The 15179-nt window shown below is 65.4% G+C and carries 13 protein-coding genes; 4 read left to right on the top strand and 9 right to left on the bottom strand.

Annotated features, from left to right (window positions below):
- Nucleotides 1-26: 26 nt before the first annotated feature.
- Nucleotides 27-1046, bottom strand: coding sequence for an NAD-dependent epimerase/dehydratase family protein (locus tag K0B96_RS15015; RefSeq protein WP_220161697.1), 1020 nt, complete (start codon nt 1044-1046; stop codon nt 27-29).
- Between the two features lie 84 nt (nt 1047-1130).
- Entirely contained in the window at nt 1131-2663 is a 1533-nt protein-coding gene (locus K0B96_RS15010; protein WP_220161696.1) for a glycosyltransferase family 39 protein, read from the bottom strand.
- Between the two features lie 171 nt (nt 2664-2834).
- Here K0B96_RS15010 and K0B96_RS15005 point away from each other — a divergent pair, with 171 nt between their 5' ends.
- Nucleotides 2835-3821, top strand: a complete 987-nt coding sequence (locus tag K0B96_RS15005; RefSeq protein WP_220161695.1) for a glycosyltransferase family 2 protein — start codon at nt 2835-2837, stop codon at nt 3819-3821.
- Between the two features lie 60 nt (nt 3822-3881).
- Here K0B96_RS15005 and K0B96_RS15000 read toward each other — a convergent pair whose 3' ends face one another.
- The 7 genes from K0B96_RS15000 to K0B96_RS14970 form a co-directional block, all read right to left on the bottom strand.
- On the bottom strand, nt 3882-4643 hold the full coding sequence (locus K0B96_RS15000; protein ID WP_220161694.1) for a hypothetical protein: 762 nt from the start codon (nt 4641-4643) through the stop codon (nt 3882-3884).
- A gap of 5 nt (nt 4644-4648) precedes the next feature.
- On the bottom strand, nt 4649-5548 hold the full coding sequence (locus K0B96_RS14995; protein ID WP_220161693.1) for a hypothetical protein: 900 nt from the start codon (nt 5546-5548) through the stop codon (nt 4649-4651).
- A 41-nt stretch (nt 5549-5589) separates the two neighbouring features.
- Complete coding sequence (locus tag K0B96_RS14990; protein ID WP_220161692.1) at nt 5590-6483, bottom strand: ParA family protein; 894 nt, start codon at nt 6481-6483, stop codon at nt 5590-5592.
- Between the two features lie 757 nt (nt 6484-7240).
- Complete coding sequence (locus tag K0B96_RS14985) at nt 7241-8011, bottom strand: SDR family oxidoreductase (protein ID WP_220161691.1); 771 nt, start codon at nt 8009-8011, stop codon at nt 7241-7243.
- A 151-nt stretch (nt 8012-8162) separates the two neighbouring features.
- On the bottom strand, nt 8163-8936 hold the full coding sequence (locus K0B96_RS14980; protein WP_220161690.1) for an SDR family oxidoreductase: 774 nt from the start codon (nt 8934-8936) through the stop codon (nt 8163-8165).
- A complete protein-coding gene (locus K0B96_RS14975) occupies nt 8929-9750 on the bottom strand; it encodes an HpcH/HpaI aldolase family protein (protein ID WP_220161689.1) in 822 nt (273 codons plus the stop codon). The genes K0B96_RS14980 and K0B96_RS14975 overlap by 8 nt, the downstream gene beginning before the upstream one ends.
- Nucleotides 9747-10730: a Gfo/Idh/MocA family oxidoreductase gene (locus tag K0B96_RS14970; protein WP_255558717.1), complete on the bottom strand. Its 984-nt coding sequence runs from the start codon at nt 10728-10730 to the stop codon at nt 9747-9749. The genes K0B96_RS14975 and K0B96_RS14970 overlap by 4 nt, the downstream gene beginning before the upstream one ends.
- A gap of 379 nt (nt 10731-11109) precedes the next feature.
- On the opposite strand from K0B96_RS14970, the gene K0B96_RS14965 reads away from it, so the two are divergent.
- From K0B96_RS14965 to K0B96_RS14955, 3 genes are all read left to right on the top strand, one after another.
- Nucleotides 11110-12603 (top strand): rhomboid family intramembrane serine protease, encoded by a 1494-nt coding sequence (locus tag K0B96_RS14965; RefSeq protein ID WP_220161688.1) that lies wholly within the window; start codon nt 11110-11112, stop codon nt 12601-12603.
- Nucleotides 12604-12750: 147 nt separating this feature from the next.
- Complete coding sequence (locus K0B96_RS14960; RefSeq protein ID WP_220161687.1) at nt 12751-13647, top strand: DUF1684 domain-containing protein; 897 nt, start codon at nt 12751-12753, stop codon at nt 13645-13647.
- A 68-nt stretch (nt 13648-13715) separates the two neighbouring features.
- The gene (locus K0B96_RS14955) at nt 13716-15107 is read left to right on the top strand and encodes a GH1 family beta-glucosidase (protein WP_220161686.1); all 1392 of its coding nucleotides are present in this window, start codon (nt 13716-13718) and stop codon (nt 15105-15107) included.
- Nucleotides 15108-15179: the final 72 nt, after the last annotated feature.

Raw genomic sequence — 15179 nt, 5'->3', positions numbered from 1 at the left:
CGTGCGGCGGCGGGCGAACGCTGGGATCAGGACGCGGCTTCGCGTTGGCTGATGGCACGGGTGGCGCGGTGCCACGCGGCGAGCACGCAGTCGTCGAAGCCGTCGGACTCGGCGGGGCCGATTTTTCCATGGGCATCCATCCAGGCGACGGTGCGGCGCACGGCGTCGGCGTAGGGCGTGGCGTTGACGAATTCGGGCACGTCGCGGCGAAGGTGCGTGTTGGAATAGACACCGTGATAACGGAAAATTTCGTCGAGAGCGGAGAAGCGGATGGGATCGAGCGCGACGAGCAGGTCGGAGGGGATGTGCACGATTGTCGGCGCGGGGGCGTTGAGCGCGGCGGCGGTGCGGCGGGTGTAGTCGTCCCAGGTCACGACTTCGTCGCCGACGATGTTATAGGTCTGGCCGAAACAAGCGGCGCGTCCGACGGCATGGGCGAAGCCGCGGCCGACGTCGTCAGCGAAGGCGCTTTGCCAGAGGCCGTGGCCGTCGCCGCTGACGATGACCGGCAGGCCGCGGCGGAGACGGTCGACGAAGGTGGCGGAGAAGCCGAGGTTGTTGATGATGCCGCCGCCGGGCCCGAACGTATGCGAGGGGCGAAAGATCGTGACGGCAAACTCGCCGGGGGCGTGGGCGGCGAGGAAGAGTTGCTCGCAGGCAAGTTTGTCGCGGCCGTAGGAGGAATGCGGCGAGGGCGTGGTGGCCTCGGTCGTGGGAATGATCGTCTGGGTGTTGCCGTAAACGCAGACGGTGCTGCAAAAAATAAATTGAGCGCAACGGCCGCGGAAGAGGCGCAGGGCGGCGGCGGCTTGGTCCGGACGGAAGCAAATCATGTCGATGACGGCGTCCCACGGACCGGCGCTGGCGACCGCGCGTTCGAGGGCAGCGGAGTCGTTGCGATCGGCGACGAGGCGGCGGACGTCGGGGCCGAGGCGGTCGTCGGACTGGCCGCGATTGAGAACCGTAACGGCGGCGCCGCGGGCGAGCAGGGCTTTGACGATGCCCGAGGAGATCTGGCCGGTGCCGCCGAGGAGGAGAACGTTCATCGCCGAAAAGAAACGCGGCGGCGAAGGCGTGTCGATACGTGGGTGAGCGACGATGGCCGGCTGATAGGCGCCGGCGCTTGGTTATTACGGCGCCGGGACGAGTTCAAAAATTTCAATGATCCCGAAACGGGCGCGCGGAATCCAGGTGCCGGGGAGCCGGTCGGGGAAAACGGGGGCGTTTTCCGCGCCGAAAAGGACGGCATACACCGGGCGGTGCGTTTGTGCGGCGGCCGCGTAAAGTCGCTGGACGTTGGCAACGTCGACGTAATCGACGCGGACGACCACCGCATCCGTGTAATACCAGAGTGCGCCGCTCACTTGATTGGCAAAGACAATGGCGTCGGGGCCGTGCTGGCGGATCCACGCGGCGGATTGAGGGTAGATGATTTCGCCGCGCTTCATGATCAAAGCGTGGAGCACGCGGCCGGCATGAATCTGCCAGGTGAGCGATAGTGCGAGGGCGATCAAAAGTATGACGTGCCGTCGCCAAGCCGTGGCCACGTGGGCGGTGGCGCAGTGCCCCACCCACAAAGCGACGAGAATGACAGCGGGGAAAACGGGGAGAAAATAGCGCAGGCTCCACTCCAGACTGGAGTAAAAGCACAGGAAGTAGAAGCCGATGAAAGCCGCGAACCAAGAGGCCAGCAGGCCGAAGGGTAACGCGGCGCGGCGTTTAACAAACGGAAACGCGAGGGCGGCCAGCGCCACGCAGGGTCCGAGATGGACGAAAACACCGGTGGCAAAATAGCGGGCGTTCGCCGCGATAAATTGCGGGCCGAAGGCGCTGCTGATGTCGCCGTAACCCGTCGTGAGCGCCCGTCCCCAGAGTTGCAGGTTATACCAGACTTGAAATCCGGCGGCGGGCAGGCCGGCGAGGCCGAGCAGCAGGTAGGCGCGCCAGCGCAGTCCCAGCGTGACGGCGACGGGGAGCACCAGCACAAGATTGGCGGGACGGATCAGCACGGCGATGCCGATGGCAAAGCCGGTGGCGAGCGCCCACCGACAACGGTCACGCGCGCGCAACGCCGACCACAACGCGGCGAGGCACCAGGACATGCTGAGCACGTCGGTCATCGGCTGAGTCGCGATGTAAACAAAGACCGGGCAGGCCCAGAGCAGCACGACGCCGCTGAGCGCCCAGAGCCAGGGCAGACCAAAACGGCGGGCGAGCAGGAGCAGAAAAAGCGCGGCCGCCCCGGAAGCGATGACGTTGACCAGCACGACGCTCCAATCGAGCCCGACGAAGTAGGACGCGAGGAGGAGGTGGAGGGGATAACCGGGCGCGCCGAGCGACGTCATGCGCGCGGGGTCGTGCGTGAGGCGAAAATCGATCGGGAGATAGTAGTAGTCCCGCCACTCCGGCGCGTGCAGGCCGGGCAACGATGGCACGGGCGCGCTGAGGCGACCTTCACGCCAGAATTGCGCAAGGTTGAGGTAGCACGAAGCATCGGCGTTGCTCGCGTAAGGCGAGCAGTGTTTGCGCACGAACCACAGGTAGCCGAGGGCGAGGAGGGCGACGAGGCACCACGCGATCAGGTGGGGCGGGCGAAACCGCGAGCGAGGAAACAGCAGGGAAGTCGGAGGACGCTCGGTGGGCTGCGGCGCGGGGGTCGTCACAGGCGCAGCCTCGCACTCACCCGGAAAGCGACACAATGGAAATTCCGAACTGGGCGCGGCGTTGCGCGTTGCGATGCAGGCGGTTTTCGCGTGCAGAGGCGGCGGGGTTTTCTATGGTGCGACGCCGGGGCGGGCGTTGCGAGCGCGCGACCTGGCCCGCCACTTTATATAATGTCTTCCATTTCTGCCGCCGTGCCGCCTCCGCGCATCGGAGTTGTGATCCCTTGCTACAACGTGGCGCGGCACATTGCGGCGGTGCTGGGGGAGATTGGGCCGGAGTGTGAACGCGTCTACGCGGTGGATGATGGTTCGACCGATGAGACGGTGGCGGAGGTGTTGCGGGTGGCGAACGCGGATGCGCGCATCGTGTTGTTGCGGCGCGAGGCGAACGGCGGCGTGGGCGCGGCGGTCAAGACGGGGTATCGTCAGGCCCTCGCGGACGGCCTGACCGTGGTGGTGAAGCTTGACGGCGACGGACAGATGGCGCCGAGCGATATAGCGAAGATGGTGGCGCCGATCGCGGACGGCCGGGCGGATTACACGAAAGGGAACCGATTTTTCAGCCCCGAACTGTTGAGGGGAATGCCGGCCGTGCGCTTGATCGGCAACGCGCTGCTCTCGTTCATCACGAAGTTATCGAGCGGCTATTGGAATATTTTCGACCCGACGAATGGGTTCACCGCAATCAGCGCGGCGGTGCTGGCACGACTGCCGGAGGAGAAGATCGCCGATCGATTTTTCTTCGAATCGGACATGCTCTTCCGCCTTTACCTGCTTTACGCGCGGGTAGTCGACGTGCCGCTGCCGGCGCGTTACGGGGGCGAGCGGAGCAGTCTGCATGCGGGGCGCGCGATTCCGCGATTTCTCCTCGGCAACGGGAAGAATTTTATGAAGCGAATCGGTTATCACTATTTCATCCGCGATTTTTCGATCGCCTCGGTGGAGATCGTGGCCGGGCTCGTGTTGTTGATGTTTGGCGTGGTGTTCGGGGCGGTGGAGTGGGCGCACGCGGCGCAACGGGGCGTGTTTGCCTCCAGCGGCACGATCATGCTCGCGGCCCTGCCGGTGATCCTGGGAATTCAGTTACTCCTGGCGTTTGTCGCTTACGATATCGCGGCGGTGCCCCAGCAGGCGTTAACGCGCAGCCTTGCACGGTAGGTGCAGCGGAGCGGCAAAGGCGCGGTCGAGAGGGGCCCGATCGGAAACGGGGCGGAAAAGCTATTCGTTGAACTCGTCGAACACGCGCGCAGGCGCGGCGACGCGCAGTGGGGACGGCACGGGAGTGCGCGCGGCATCGATCGGGGCGCGCAAGGCGATGGGGACGGCCGGCGAAGGTGACGCAGATTCGCGGGCGAGGAGACGGCGTTCGCGTTCGGCGAGGTCTTCGGCGCGTTGGTCGAGCTCGATCTCGCGCTCCTGTTGCGCCTGCACTTTGGCGAAGAGGGTGGTTTCGCTTTCGTCGAGAAACGCTTCGCGTTCCTTGATCGTGGCGCGCGCTTCTTCGAGCGACGTTTCCTGGCGGTCGAGGGCGGTTTTGAGGGCGGCCAGCGCGGCGCTTTCGGCGGGAGTGGCGGCGGCGGAGGGGGGCGAGTGGCGGAGCGCGGCGCGTTCGGCGCGCAGGAGTTTCTCGTGGGCGAATTGCAGGGCTTCGCTTTCGGCGAGTTCGCGTTGCTGCTCTTCGAGCCAGACTTGCCAGTCGTGCAGGGCGCGTTCGCGTTCGGCGAGCTGGGTTTCGAGTTGGAGGAGGGAGCGCTCGAGTTCGGCGGCGCGGTCGCGGCGGGCGGAATCGTCGGGAAACGGGGAGCGTGTGGCCGCCATCAAGGCGGTGATTTGGCGGCGGGTGGCGGCGGAAGCGACGGAGGGCTCGAAGGGGTCGCGCGCGCCGGCGGAGGAAAGCCGGCGGCGAGGGAGCGCGAGGGGTTTGGGCGGCCGCGGCGGCGGCGCGTGGCGGGTATCGAAGGGCGGCGCGGTCGGAGACATGGGCGTCAGCGGAAGAAGCGCGAGAACCAGTTGCGTTTCACTGTCGGTGAGCCGTGCGGGCCGGCGGGGAGGTGGGGATCGAGGAGCGCAGCGACGGTCGATTCGAAGCCGGGGGCGTTGAGCACCATGACGAGCCGGCTGAGCGGCACGCCGTGAGCGATCATGGCGGCGAGGTCGGTGCACTCGACGGCGAAGTAAACGGCGAGTTGGCGAACGCGGGCGCGAAGCGAAGGCGAGGCGGCGGCGGGGGAGGCGACGAGGATGGCGCGTTCCGCGGGCGGCAGGGCGCGCACGGCGAGCGCGACGGCTTCGATGAGATGGAGGCCTTTGGCGCCGGGGCGAAACGGCAGGTAGCGCGCGAGGGTGGGTTCGTCGATGTGGGAGAGGGCGTTGAGCAGCGCGCGGAAGTCGCCGGCGAGCGTGATCTTTTGCGAGAAGCGTTGGGCGAGGAGCGCGAACTCGCCGAGGGTGGCGACGTTTTCGCGGCGGCAGAATTCCAGCGTGTCAGGCGTGAGTGCCGCGAGTGCCAGCGGGAACGTCTCCGGAATCTGCAGCTTGGCGAGATTGCGGACGACGGGGTTTTCCTGGGCGGCCGCGGTTTCGCTTTGGGCAACCATTTCGCTGAAGGGTTCGTCGAACGCGAGGGTGTCGCGGAGGATGGCGACGAGTTGATCGAAGCGTTCCGGGGGCTGGCCTTGGCGGGCGAGCGCGGCGATGACCTCGTCGGACGTGAGGTCGAGGTAAGCGGAGGGCGTTTCGGCGGGGTCGTTGATCGGCCAGCCGGGGCCGTCGAGATTGAGGGCCAGGCTGGTGAGCGAGGTGTCGACGAGCAGCGAGGTGGCGAACGCCGCGCGGACGCGGTTCCATTCGGCGGCGGTGGCGTGGGGAGCGAGGGTGGTGGACATAGGGGAGGGGTGGAAGGCAGGGGCGATCAGCGGAGCATGGTTCAAGCGAGGGGGTGATGGAGAAGCTCGGCGGCGACGCGTTGGTAGTCGTTGACGACGTTGTCGGCGGCGGGGTCGGTGTGCTCGGGGGCGAGGAGGACGACGGGCAGGCCGAGGGCGACAGCGCGGCGCACGATCATGGCGTCGCGCACGACGGAGGTGAAGAGGGCGGCGTGGCGGCCGGCGCGTTTGGCGGCGCGAAATTGGTTGAGGCGAAGCTGCATGCGCAGACGAGGCACCTCGATATCGCTGCCGGTTTTGATGGCGTTGAAAATGATGCCTTCGACTTGGGCGGGCGGGCCCATGCGCGCGGTGCGAAAGCCGGCGGAGAGTTGGTGGAAGCGGCCGAGCTTTTCGACGAGGAGGGTAAAGCCGATGAGGCTCAGGGCATCGGGATTGGCGGGGACGTAGATTTCGTTGGCGGCGAAGATGCCGCATTGCGACGCGCGCAGGATGTTGGGCGGGCAGTCGAAGAGGATGAAGTCGTAGTCGGCCTCGAGGGCAGCGAGCTGTTCCTGGAAGATGAGATACGCGGGGCGGTCGGGGGCGCCGGTGTATTCGCTTTCCAGATCGACGAGGTTGAACGTGGTCGGGACAAGGGCGAGGCCGGGCAGGATTTTTTCGCCGGTTTTGTTTTCGACGACGTCAGGGATGACGAGGTCGCGCAGGTGGCAGTGGCCCGGGGAGAAGAGGGAGTAAACGGCGCCGGCGCCGGTGGCGTTGAGGGCGTTCCAACGGTCGAGTTTGAGGAGCCAGATGGAGGCGTTGGACTGCGTGTCGAAGTCGCAGAGGAGCACGCGCCGGCCGAGCTTGGCGAGCGAAGCGGCGACGTTGACGATGAGCGACGTTTTGCCGACGCCGCCCTTGTAGTTAATGAATGCGATCTTGCGGGCCATCTACCGCGGGCGGGAAAACCCGCGCGCCGGTGACTCTAAGAAGCGGCGATGCCGGACGCGCGAGGGCAGAGTGGCGCCCCGCGGCGGATTGACCGGTTTTTCACCGATGCGGGTGGAGGAAACGAGGTTGACCGGAGCGCGCGACGGCGGGAAGTCTGACGGATGAAGTTCTTTCCCTGGTGGGGTGCAGGGCTCCTCTTGTGGACGGCCGTTGTAACGGGAAAGAGTACGATGGCGCAAAGCGCTGGGTGGGGCACGCCGGAGAGGGTGCCCCGCAGATAAATCGCGAGGACCGCTGAAATATCCGGAATACCTGGTGCATCGACAGAACTTGATACGCGATGAAACGCGCTTCGACGTGACTTTGGACGCAAGCGGGCAGGTGACGGCGGCGCGGCTGCTTTCGACGACGCATCCGGCGTTTATTGCGCCTTCGCTCGAGTCGATCGTGGCGAGCAAGTTTCTGCCGGCGCGCAGGGGGCAGACCGCGGAGGAGTGTCACTTTATCATACCGAGCACGTTTGACGTGCAGGACTTTCAAACGACGCATTCGATCGGCGATCTGCCGGCTACTTCGCCGATCAAGCCGAAGGACCTGCCGCCAGAGTATGATTACGACATCCCGCCTGTGTTAGGGTTATTTTTCGAGCCAGCGTTTCCGCGCAGCATCGATCACATATTGCACCGTCGCACGTCAGGCCGGAGTGAAACGCCATGTTTCAATCGCGGCTGCCAACGCCGAGGTGCGGCCTTTAATTCACCAGGCGGTCCAACCGCCGTCGACGACGAGGGTTTGACCGGTGACGTAGGAGGCGGCGTCGGAGATGAGGAAGAGCGCGGGGCCGGCGACTTCGTCGCGGCGGCCGATGCGGCCGAGCGCGGTCTTCGCCTTGAGGTTCTCGATGAATTGCGGCAGTTGCGCCTGGATTTTTGGATTCGGAAAAGGTCCGGGAGCGATGCAGTTGATGCGCACGTTGCGGGGGCCGAAATGCACCGCGAGATAGCGGCACATCTGGATGAGCGCGGCTTTGCTCGCGCCGTAGTCGATGGGGTTGGGCGCCATCGGCGCAAGGTAGATTTTGGGGTCGGGCGACACCAAGCCATACATGCTGGAAAAAAGCACGATGCTGCCGCCACCGTGGGTGGACATCGCGGTCGCGACGGTGCGGCAGAATGCGAAGGCGGGCGTCAGCGAACGCGTGAGGGTGGCGTTCATGTCGTCGCTGGTGATTTCCTCCATGGTTTTGCCCGAGGAGGAGGCGAAGGGCAGATGGATCAGGCCGTGGGGAGCGCCGTGAGCGGCGATGAGGGCGGCAATCCTGGCGGGTTGCGCGGCGAGATCCTCGATGTCGAGTTCGACGGGAATCGTGTGCCGGAGCGATTCGTCCTGCACGAGTTGAGCGGCGCGGCCGGGGAGTTCGATGCAGAGGACTTTCGCCTCGGCGGCATCGAGCGCGCACGTGATGGGGGAGCCCAGATAACCGGCGCCGCCGGTGACCCAGACGACTTTTCCTGCAAGGGATGACATGGTGGAGAGGGAGTGAGTGTCAGGAGGCGAAATCAATGACCTGGGGCGCGCGTTTGCCGCGGTCGAGGGCGTCGAAACGGGCGTTGATTTCCGGCCGGGTAATCGCGCGGCTCACAATGAGTGTGAGTTCAGCCGATCGTTCGCGAGTGGCTTACTTTGCGGTGTAGCCGCCGTCGACGGGGAGATTGGCGCCGGTGATGTAAGTGGAGGCGTCGCTCAGCAGGAAGGTAACGGCGCCGCCGATTTCGCGGGCCTCGGCCATGCGGCCGAGCATGGTCATTTTGGCGTAACGCTCGAGGAAGGAGGCGGCCTGCGGCTTAACGGGATTGTAGATGCCGCCGGGGGAGACAGTGTTGACGCGGACGCCGCTGCGGCCGTAGTGCGCGGCGAGATACCGGGTGAGGTTGTTCATACCGCCCTTGTGGAAAAAGTAGTCCGGCGAGATGTTGGCCGCGGAGCCTTCGTAGAGAAAATAATTGGGGCCGATCACGCCCATTTGGGAGGAGATGTTGACGATGCTGCCGCGGCCTGCGCGGGCGAGCACGTCGCCGCAGGCGCGGACGGCGGCGAAGAATCCGGTGGCGTTGAGGCGCATCGATTCTTCCCAGGCGGCGAGTGGCGCATCCATGCCCGACATGGGGCGGTTGACGGCATTGTAGACAACGCCGTGGAGCTGGCCGTGGTCGCGCGCGATGCGCTCGAGAAGGGCGTGGAGGGAGGCTTCGTCCAGCAGGTCCACGGTTTCGAGGTGGAGGTTGGCGGCGGGTTTGGTTTCAGTGGCGAGGACGCCGGCCTGACGCGAAGCGACGACCAGGGTGGCGCCGGCGGCGGAGAGATCAGCGATCAATGCGCGGCCCAGGAGCCCGGAGCCGCCGAACTGGAGGATGACTTTATCCTGCAGCGAAAACGAACGGAGATCAGGCATAAGGGGAATGGGACCGGGCGATCTTGCCGGGCGGGAGGGCGTCGGCCGCCTGGGTGATGACGTCGAGCCGCTGGCGGACGTAGGAGGCGAGGCCGACGACATCGGCGCCGACGTTGAAAAGCCGATACCCTTCGTCGATCAGGACGTCGAAGGGCGCGATGAGGCCGGCGGTCATGGCGAACTTGCCGTGGGCGCGGGCGGCGGCGGCGACGCGTTTGCGCGCGGCGACGACGGCCGGGGCGTCAAGTTTGCCGGGCTGACCGAGACGGTGGCTGAAATCGCCAGGGCCGAAAAGCAGCGCATCAAAGCCCGGCACGGCCGCGATGGCTTCGGCGTGTTCGAGCGCTTCGGGGGATTCGATCTGGAGCACGACGATGCGCTCGGTGTTGGACTGGTGAAGATAGTCTTCGAGGGGCAGAAGGCAGAACTGGCCATCGATGTTGCCGCCATCGAGCGCGCGTTTGCCGAGGGGATGGAAACGCGTCCACTCGACGATCTGGCGGGCTTCGTCGGCGTTGGCGACGTGCGGCACGATGAGGCCGGTGGCGCCGGCTTCGAGCGGGCGAATGTAGTCGCTGTAACTCCCGCGGCTCACGCGAACGAGCGTATCGATGTCGTGGACGCGCGCGGCGCGAATTTGATTTTCGAGGCCGATCCAGTCGTTGGGGACGTGCTCGTTGCAGAGCCAGACGCCGTCAACGCCGGAGAGGCCGGCGATCTCCGTCACGCGAGGATCCGAGAGGTTGATTTTGAGCGAGGTGGCCAGGGCTCCGGCACGCAGGCGTTGGAGGATACGGCTCGGGCGAGTGGTCATGGGGCAAGTTCGGATTGGATTTCGGCGATGGGCACGTGACGGCCGCCGGCGGTGCTGCTGCGGAGACCGGCGATGAGGACGCTCATGAGTTCGATCGTGTCGGTAAAGGGATACGTTTCCACGCCGGTGCGGGCGTAGGCGATGAAGTTGACCAGCTGCCGCCGGAAACTCGTGTAGGTGTCGGCGAATTGAAAATGAGTCTGCCCGCCGGTGCCGCAAAGATGCAGCGTGCCGAACGTCGCTCCGCCGTCTTTGATGACGGGGAGGGTGACCTCGGCGCCGCTGGCGTGGACGAGGTGAGCGATTTCGGCGGCGGAGCTGGACTCGAGGCGGATGGAGACGAAGCCTGGTCCGAGGATCCGGAAGACGGGTTCCAGAAGGTGGATGCCGTAACGCGCCCACGTTTTGCAGCTCACGGCGGAGATCCAGCGCAGGGCTCCGAGTTCGGCCAGGCGGGATTGCAGGGTGTCGAGTTCCGGCGCGAAGCGTAGGCCGCTCGAAGAGAAGATGCGGGCGCCGGCGCGATGCCAGGCGATGAAGGTGCGCAGATCGGCCACGGTGAGAGCGAGAGGCTTGTCGACGAAGACCGGCAGGCCGGCCTCCACGAACGGGCGGGCGCGCTCGACGTGGTCAAAGCCATCGTCGACGGCGATGAGGGCGGCGTCGACCTGACCGATCACGTCCTCAGGTCGCGCAACGACGTGTGGAATAAAGGTGGCGGCGGCGACGGGCGCGGCCTCGGCGGGGCGATCGGTCCACAGATGAGTGACGCGGGCGCCAGCGATGCCGACCGTGCCGGGCGGCTGAGCGTCGAGGTATCGCGGGATGACGGGATAGGGACAGGCGGACATCCGCGCCGGGTCGTAGCCATTGACGATCGCGGACCAGGACCACGGGTGGCCGTTGCCATCGATCATGCCCAGCATCGCCAGCCGGAGTGGCGACGCGTTGTCAGAGCGCGGCGGGTTCGGCGGAGTCATGGGCAAAGCCGCGCGGGGCGGATGATCGCAGGTGAAAGCAAGCGGGCGACGAACCAGCGGGCCGGCCAAGGGGGAATCGCCAAGCGGAACGGAGCAAAGGGAAAGGGGTGGCCCGCCAAATCATCGGTGATGGGGTGGAATGCGTGTATACACGCGGACAACGGTTGGGAGAAAAATCGCGTGCCGATGGGTGAGGAATCCCAAGACGTTTCCTTTGGAAGCGGAGTTGTGAGCGAGGTTGGCGGGCACGCGGCGGGCGAAACGCATCGGCAAACCTGTCACGGGATCGCGAGCTTCGAAAAGTCGTTCTTCCCGCCAACCTGCAACCGGCGCTTGCGTGTGGGAGGCGGCGGGTCAGCTTGACGGTCGATTTTCAATTATGGATGCAGACGCGGGCGCGGGGGCGCCGGACCTTACTTTTCCGATCGAGTATCAAGCCGGGCGCGACTCCAACCGCGAGTTGAGCGGTCGGGGGGTGTTGCGCATCGAGCGGACGCCGCGGCGCTTCGTCTTCAGGGGACACGTGCGGCGGATGATGTCGCGGGGGCCCGAGATCGAACTGGCGTTTTTGGCGGAGGATGTGCGCAACGTGGCGATCGGCGGGCGGCGGGTGGAGTTCACCAGCACGAAGGCGTCGACTGATGCGAAGCGCGGGCCGTTTGTGTTCTTTTGCGCGAGCGAGGAGGAGGCGATCGCGGCGACGCGGTTTTTTCCGGCGACGCACGACCCGGAGTTTGTCGAGGGGCTGGCGTTTCAAGATCAGGTGGCGCGCCTGGCCGGGCCGCGCGGGACGATGGCGTGGGTGACGAATCTCATCGTGGCGGCGAACTTGATCGTGTTTGTCGCCATGGGGCTGCTCGGCGCGGGGTGGTTTGAGGCCGCGAGCATGAAACCGTATATTTTTTACGGCGCGAACAATGCGGCGGCGACGACGAATGGCGAATGGTGGCGGCTCGTCACGAGCATGTTTCTGCATTTCGGCGTGCTGCACGTGGCGTTCAACATGTGGGCGCTCTATCAAGCGGGGCATCTGGTGGAGCGGCTGCTGGGGCGATCGCTGTATACGCTGGTCTATTTCGGGACGGGCGTGGTGGGCAGTCTCGCGACGATCTGCTGGCACGGCGATACGCTTTGGAGCGCGGGCGCTTCGGGTGCGGTATTCGGCGTGTATGGAGCGCTGCTGGGGTATTTCGTGCGTGAAAAGCACGGGGTGCCACGCAGCGTGTTTCAGCCGATCATGAAGAGCACGTTGATCTTCGCGGCGTTCAATTTGTTTTACGGTGCCGTGAATCCGCACATCGACAACGCGGCGCACATCGGCGGTTTTGCGAGCGGGTTCGTGCTGGGCTGGCTCGTGGCGTTGCCGCTGGATTTGCAGCAGCGGGCGGCGCTCTGGCCGCGGCGATTTCTCGCGGGAGTGGTCGTGCTGGCGATCGCGATCGCGGTGGGCGTGCACTTCGCACCGCGTTACAATTATCTGCCGACGGAGGAATTTGCGTGGGACGAGGCGACGGCGACGGCCGCGGCGAGCGAAAAGGCGATCGATGAGGAGGAGCGGAAGGCGTTTACCGCCTATGAGCAAACGCATGACGCGAAGGCGCTCGCGACGTGGCTGGGGGAGACAGGTCTGCCGTTTTATAAAAATTTTCGCGACCGGCTGGCGGCGTTGCAGCTCACGCCGGGCAAGCTGACGGCGTTGCGGCGGGACTGGATGACGCGGATGCTGGATTTGGAGGTTGAGGCTTACCAGCAGTTGAAGGCCGGACTGACGAACGACGACGTGACGGCGTGGGCGAACTACAAAGCGAAGCAGAGCGAGATCCTCGACGTGCTGCATCATCCGCCGCAAATGCCGAAGGAGAAGGCGCGGTAAGGCGAAGGCGCGCCCGGCGGGAAACGGCTTGCGGCGGGGGATTCGCCACAGCGGAGGCAGTGAGAGGTGTTGTGCCATCTGGGCCGAGGGCGGGGTGGCGCGACGAGCGGTGGTTGACTCGGGAAGGCGGCGGAGGAACGTGGGAACATGCGCTTGGTTTCGTGGGCGGTGTTCTCATTGTTCGTGGCAACGGTCGGATTGCGCGCGGCGACGCCGACGGACTACGCTGCGCAGGTGGCGGCGAAACGGGCGGAGCGCGTGCAGCGGCTCACGCGAGCGGACGGTTGGTTGACGTTAATCGGTCTGCATTTTTTGCCGGCGGGCGAAAGCACGCTGGGGCACGCGGGCGACAACGCCGTGCAACTGGCGGCGGGACCGGCGCACGTGGGCACGGTGACATTGGGGGCGGACGGACGGGTGGCGTTGACGGTGGCGGAGGGCGTCGAGGCGAGCGTGGACGGGAAGCCGGTCCGTGCGGTCGATCTCGGCGATGGCCGCAGCGAGGACAAGCCGGTGATCGCGCACGTGGGCACGGTGAGCTTTTACGTGATCGATCGCGGCGGAAAAAAGGCGTTGCGCGTCAAGGACAGCGCGGCGCCGACGCGCACGCATTTTTTGGGGTTGGACTATTTTCCGCTCGATCCGAGCTGGCGGGTGGAGGCGGACTGGGTGGCGTTTACGCCGGCGAAGGAAGTGACGATTCACAACATGATCGGGCAGGCGGAGGTGTCGCGGGTGCCGGGGAAGGCGGTGTTCACGCGGGAAGGGCACACGTATGAACTGCTGCCGATGCAGGATAATCCGGGGGAGGAGTTGTTTTTCGTAATCGCCGACGCGACGAGCGGCACGGAGACGTATGGGGCGGCGCGGTTTGTCTATGCAGAGGCGCCGCGCGACGGGAAAGTGGTGCTCGACTTCAATCTCGCGGTGAACCCGCCATGCGCGTTTACGGAGTTTGCGACGTGTCCGCTGCCGCCGAAGGGAAACCGGCTGCCGATTGCGGTGCGCGCGGGCGAAAAGAAGTATCGCGGCGCGGAACACTGACAAGTTTTGCCGGGAGGTGGCGGCTCGGGACTTGCGGCGCGTGGGCGTGTCGCCCAACAAGGGCGCCGATGAAACAATTTCCGGAGAACTTCGTGTGGGGAGCCGCGACGGCGGCGTATCAAATCGAAGGCGGCTGGCGCGAAGGCGGGCGCGGGCCGAGCATTTGGGATGCGTTTGCGCACACACCGGGAAAGACGTTTGCGAATCAAAACGCCGATGTGACCTGCGATCATTTCCACCGGATCGACGAGGATGTGGCGTTGATGAAGGCGATGGGGCTGAAAGCGTATCGCTTTTCGTTTTCGTGGAGCCGCCTGCTGCCGCAAGGGCGGGGCGCGGTGAACGAGGCGGGCGTGGCGTTTTACGACCGGTTGATCAATGCGCTGGTGGCGAACGGCATCACGCCGTGGGTGACGTTGTATCATTGGGATTTGCCGCTGGCGTTGCAGATGGAGCTGGATGGGTTGCTGAATCCGGAGATCGCCGAGCACTTTGCGCGCTACGCGGAGCTGTGTTTCGAGCGCTTCGGCGACCGCGTGAAACACTGGATTACGTTTAACGAGGCGTGGTGCAGCGCGGTCTTGGGGCACGGGATCGGGTATTTTGCGCCGGGTCGCACCAGCAAGGCGGAACCGTATATCGTCGCGCATAACCTGCTGCGATCGCACGGGCGCATCGTGGAGGTGTATCGGAGGAAATTTCAGGCGGCGCAAAGGGGCGTCATCGGCATCACGAACAACTGCGACTGGCGCGAGCCGAAGACGGATTCGGCGGCGGACCGCGCGGCGGCGGAGCGGGGCTTGGAGTTTTTCCTGGGCTGGTTTGCCGACCCGATTTACCGGGGCGACTATCCGGATTGCATGCGGGCGGCGGTCGGCGACCGGTTGCCGCGGTTCAGCGAGGAAGATCGCGCGATGCTGAAGGACTCGAGCGACTTTTTCGGGCTCAATTTCTACGGCGGCATGTATGCCTCTGAACCGCCGGCGGATCGCGTGGTGGCGACGACGGTGCCGACTGGCAACGGCGGAATGGCGGAGGATCAGCGCGTGGAGTTGTCGGACGATCCGTCGTGGGAAAAGACCGACATGAATTGGAACGTGGTCCCGCAGTTCTGCCGAAAGATGCTGGGCTGGATCGACCAGCGCTATGGGCATCCGCCGATCTATATCACGGAGAATGGTTGCGCGCTGCCGGGCGAAGACGACGTGCAGGTGGCGGTGAACGACACCAAGCGGAGCGAGTTCATCCGCGTCTACTTGCAGGCGTGCCACGAGGCCATCGCGACCGACAAGGTGGATTTGCGCGGTTATTTCTGCTGGTCGTTGATGGACAATTTCGAGTGGGCGCTCGGCTACAGCAAACGCTTCGGGTTGCATCACGTGGACTTCGCGACGGGCAAGCGCACGCCGAAGAAGTCGGCCGGTTGGTATGCCGAGGTGATGCGCAACAACGCTGTCTGACGCGATGACGAGGCCGCGCAGGGGGATTTGCCTGGGCGCGGCTCCCGCAAGACCGTCATCAGAATGGGCAAG

This window comes from Horticoccus luteus, assembly GCF_019464535.1.
GTDB classification, from domain to species: domain Bacteria; phylum Verrucomicrobiota; class Verrucomicrobiia; order Opitutales; family Opitutaceae; genus Horticoccus; species Horticoccus luteus.
The sequence above is the reverse complement of the archived record's forward strand: the minus strand, read 5'-3'. Positions and strand labels throughout refer to the sequence as shown.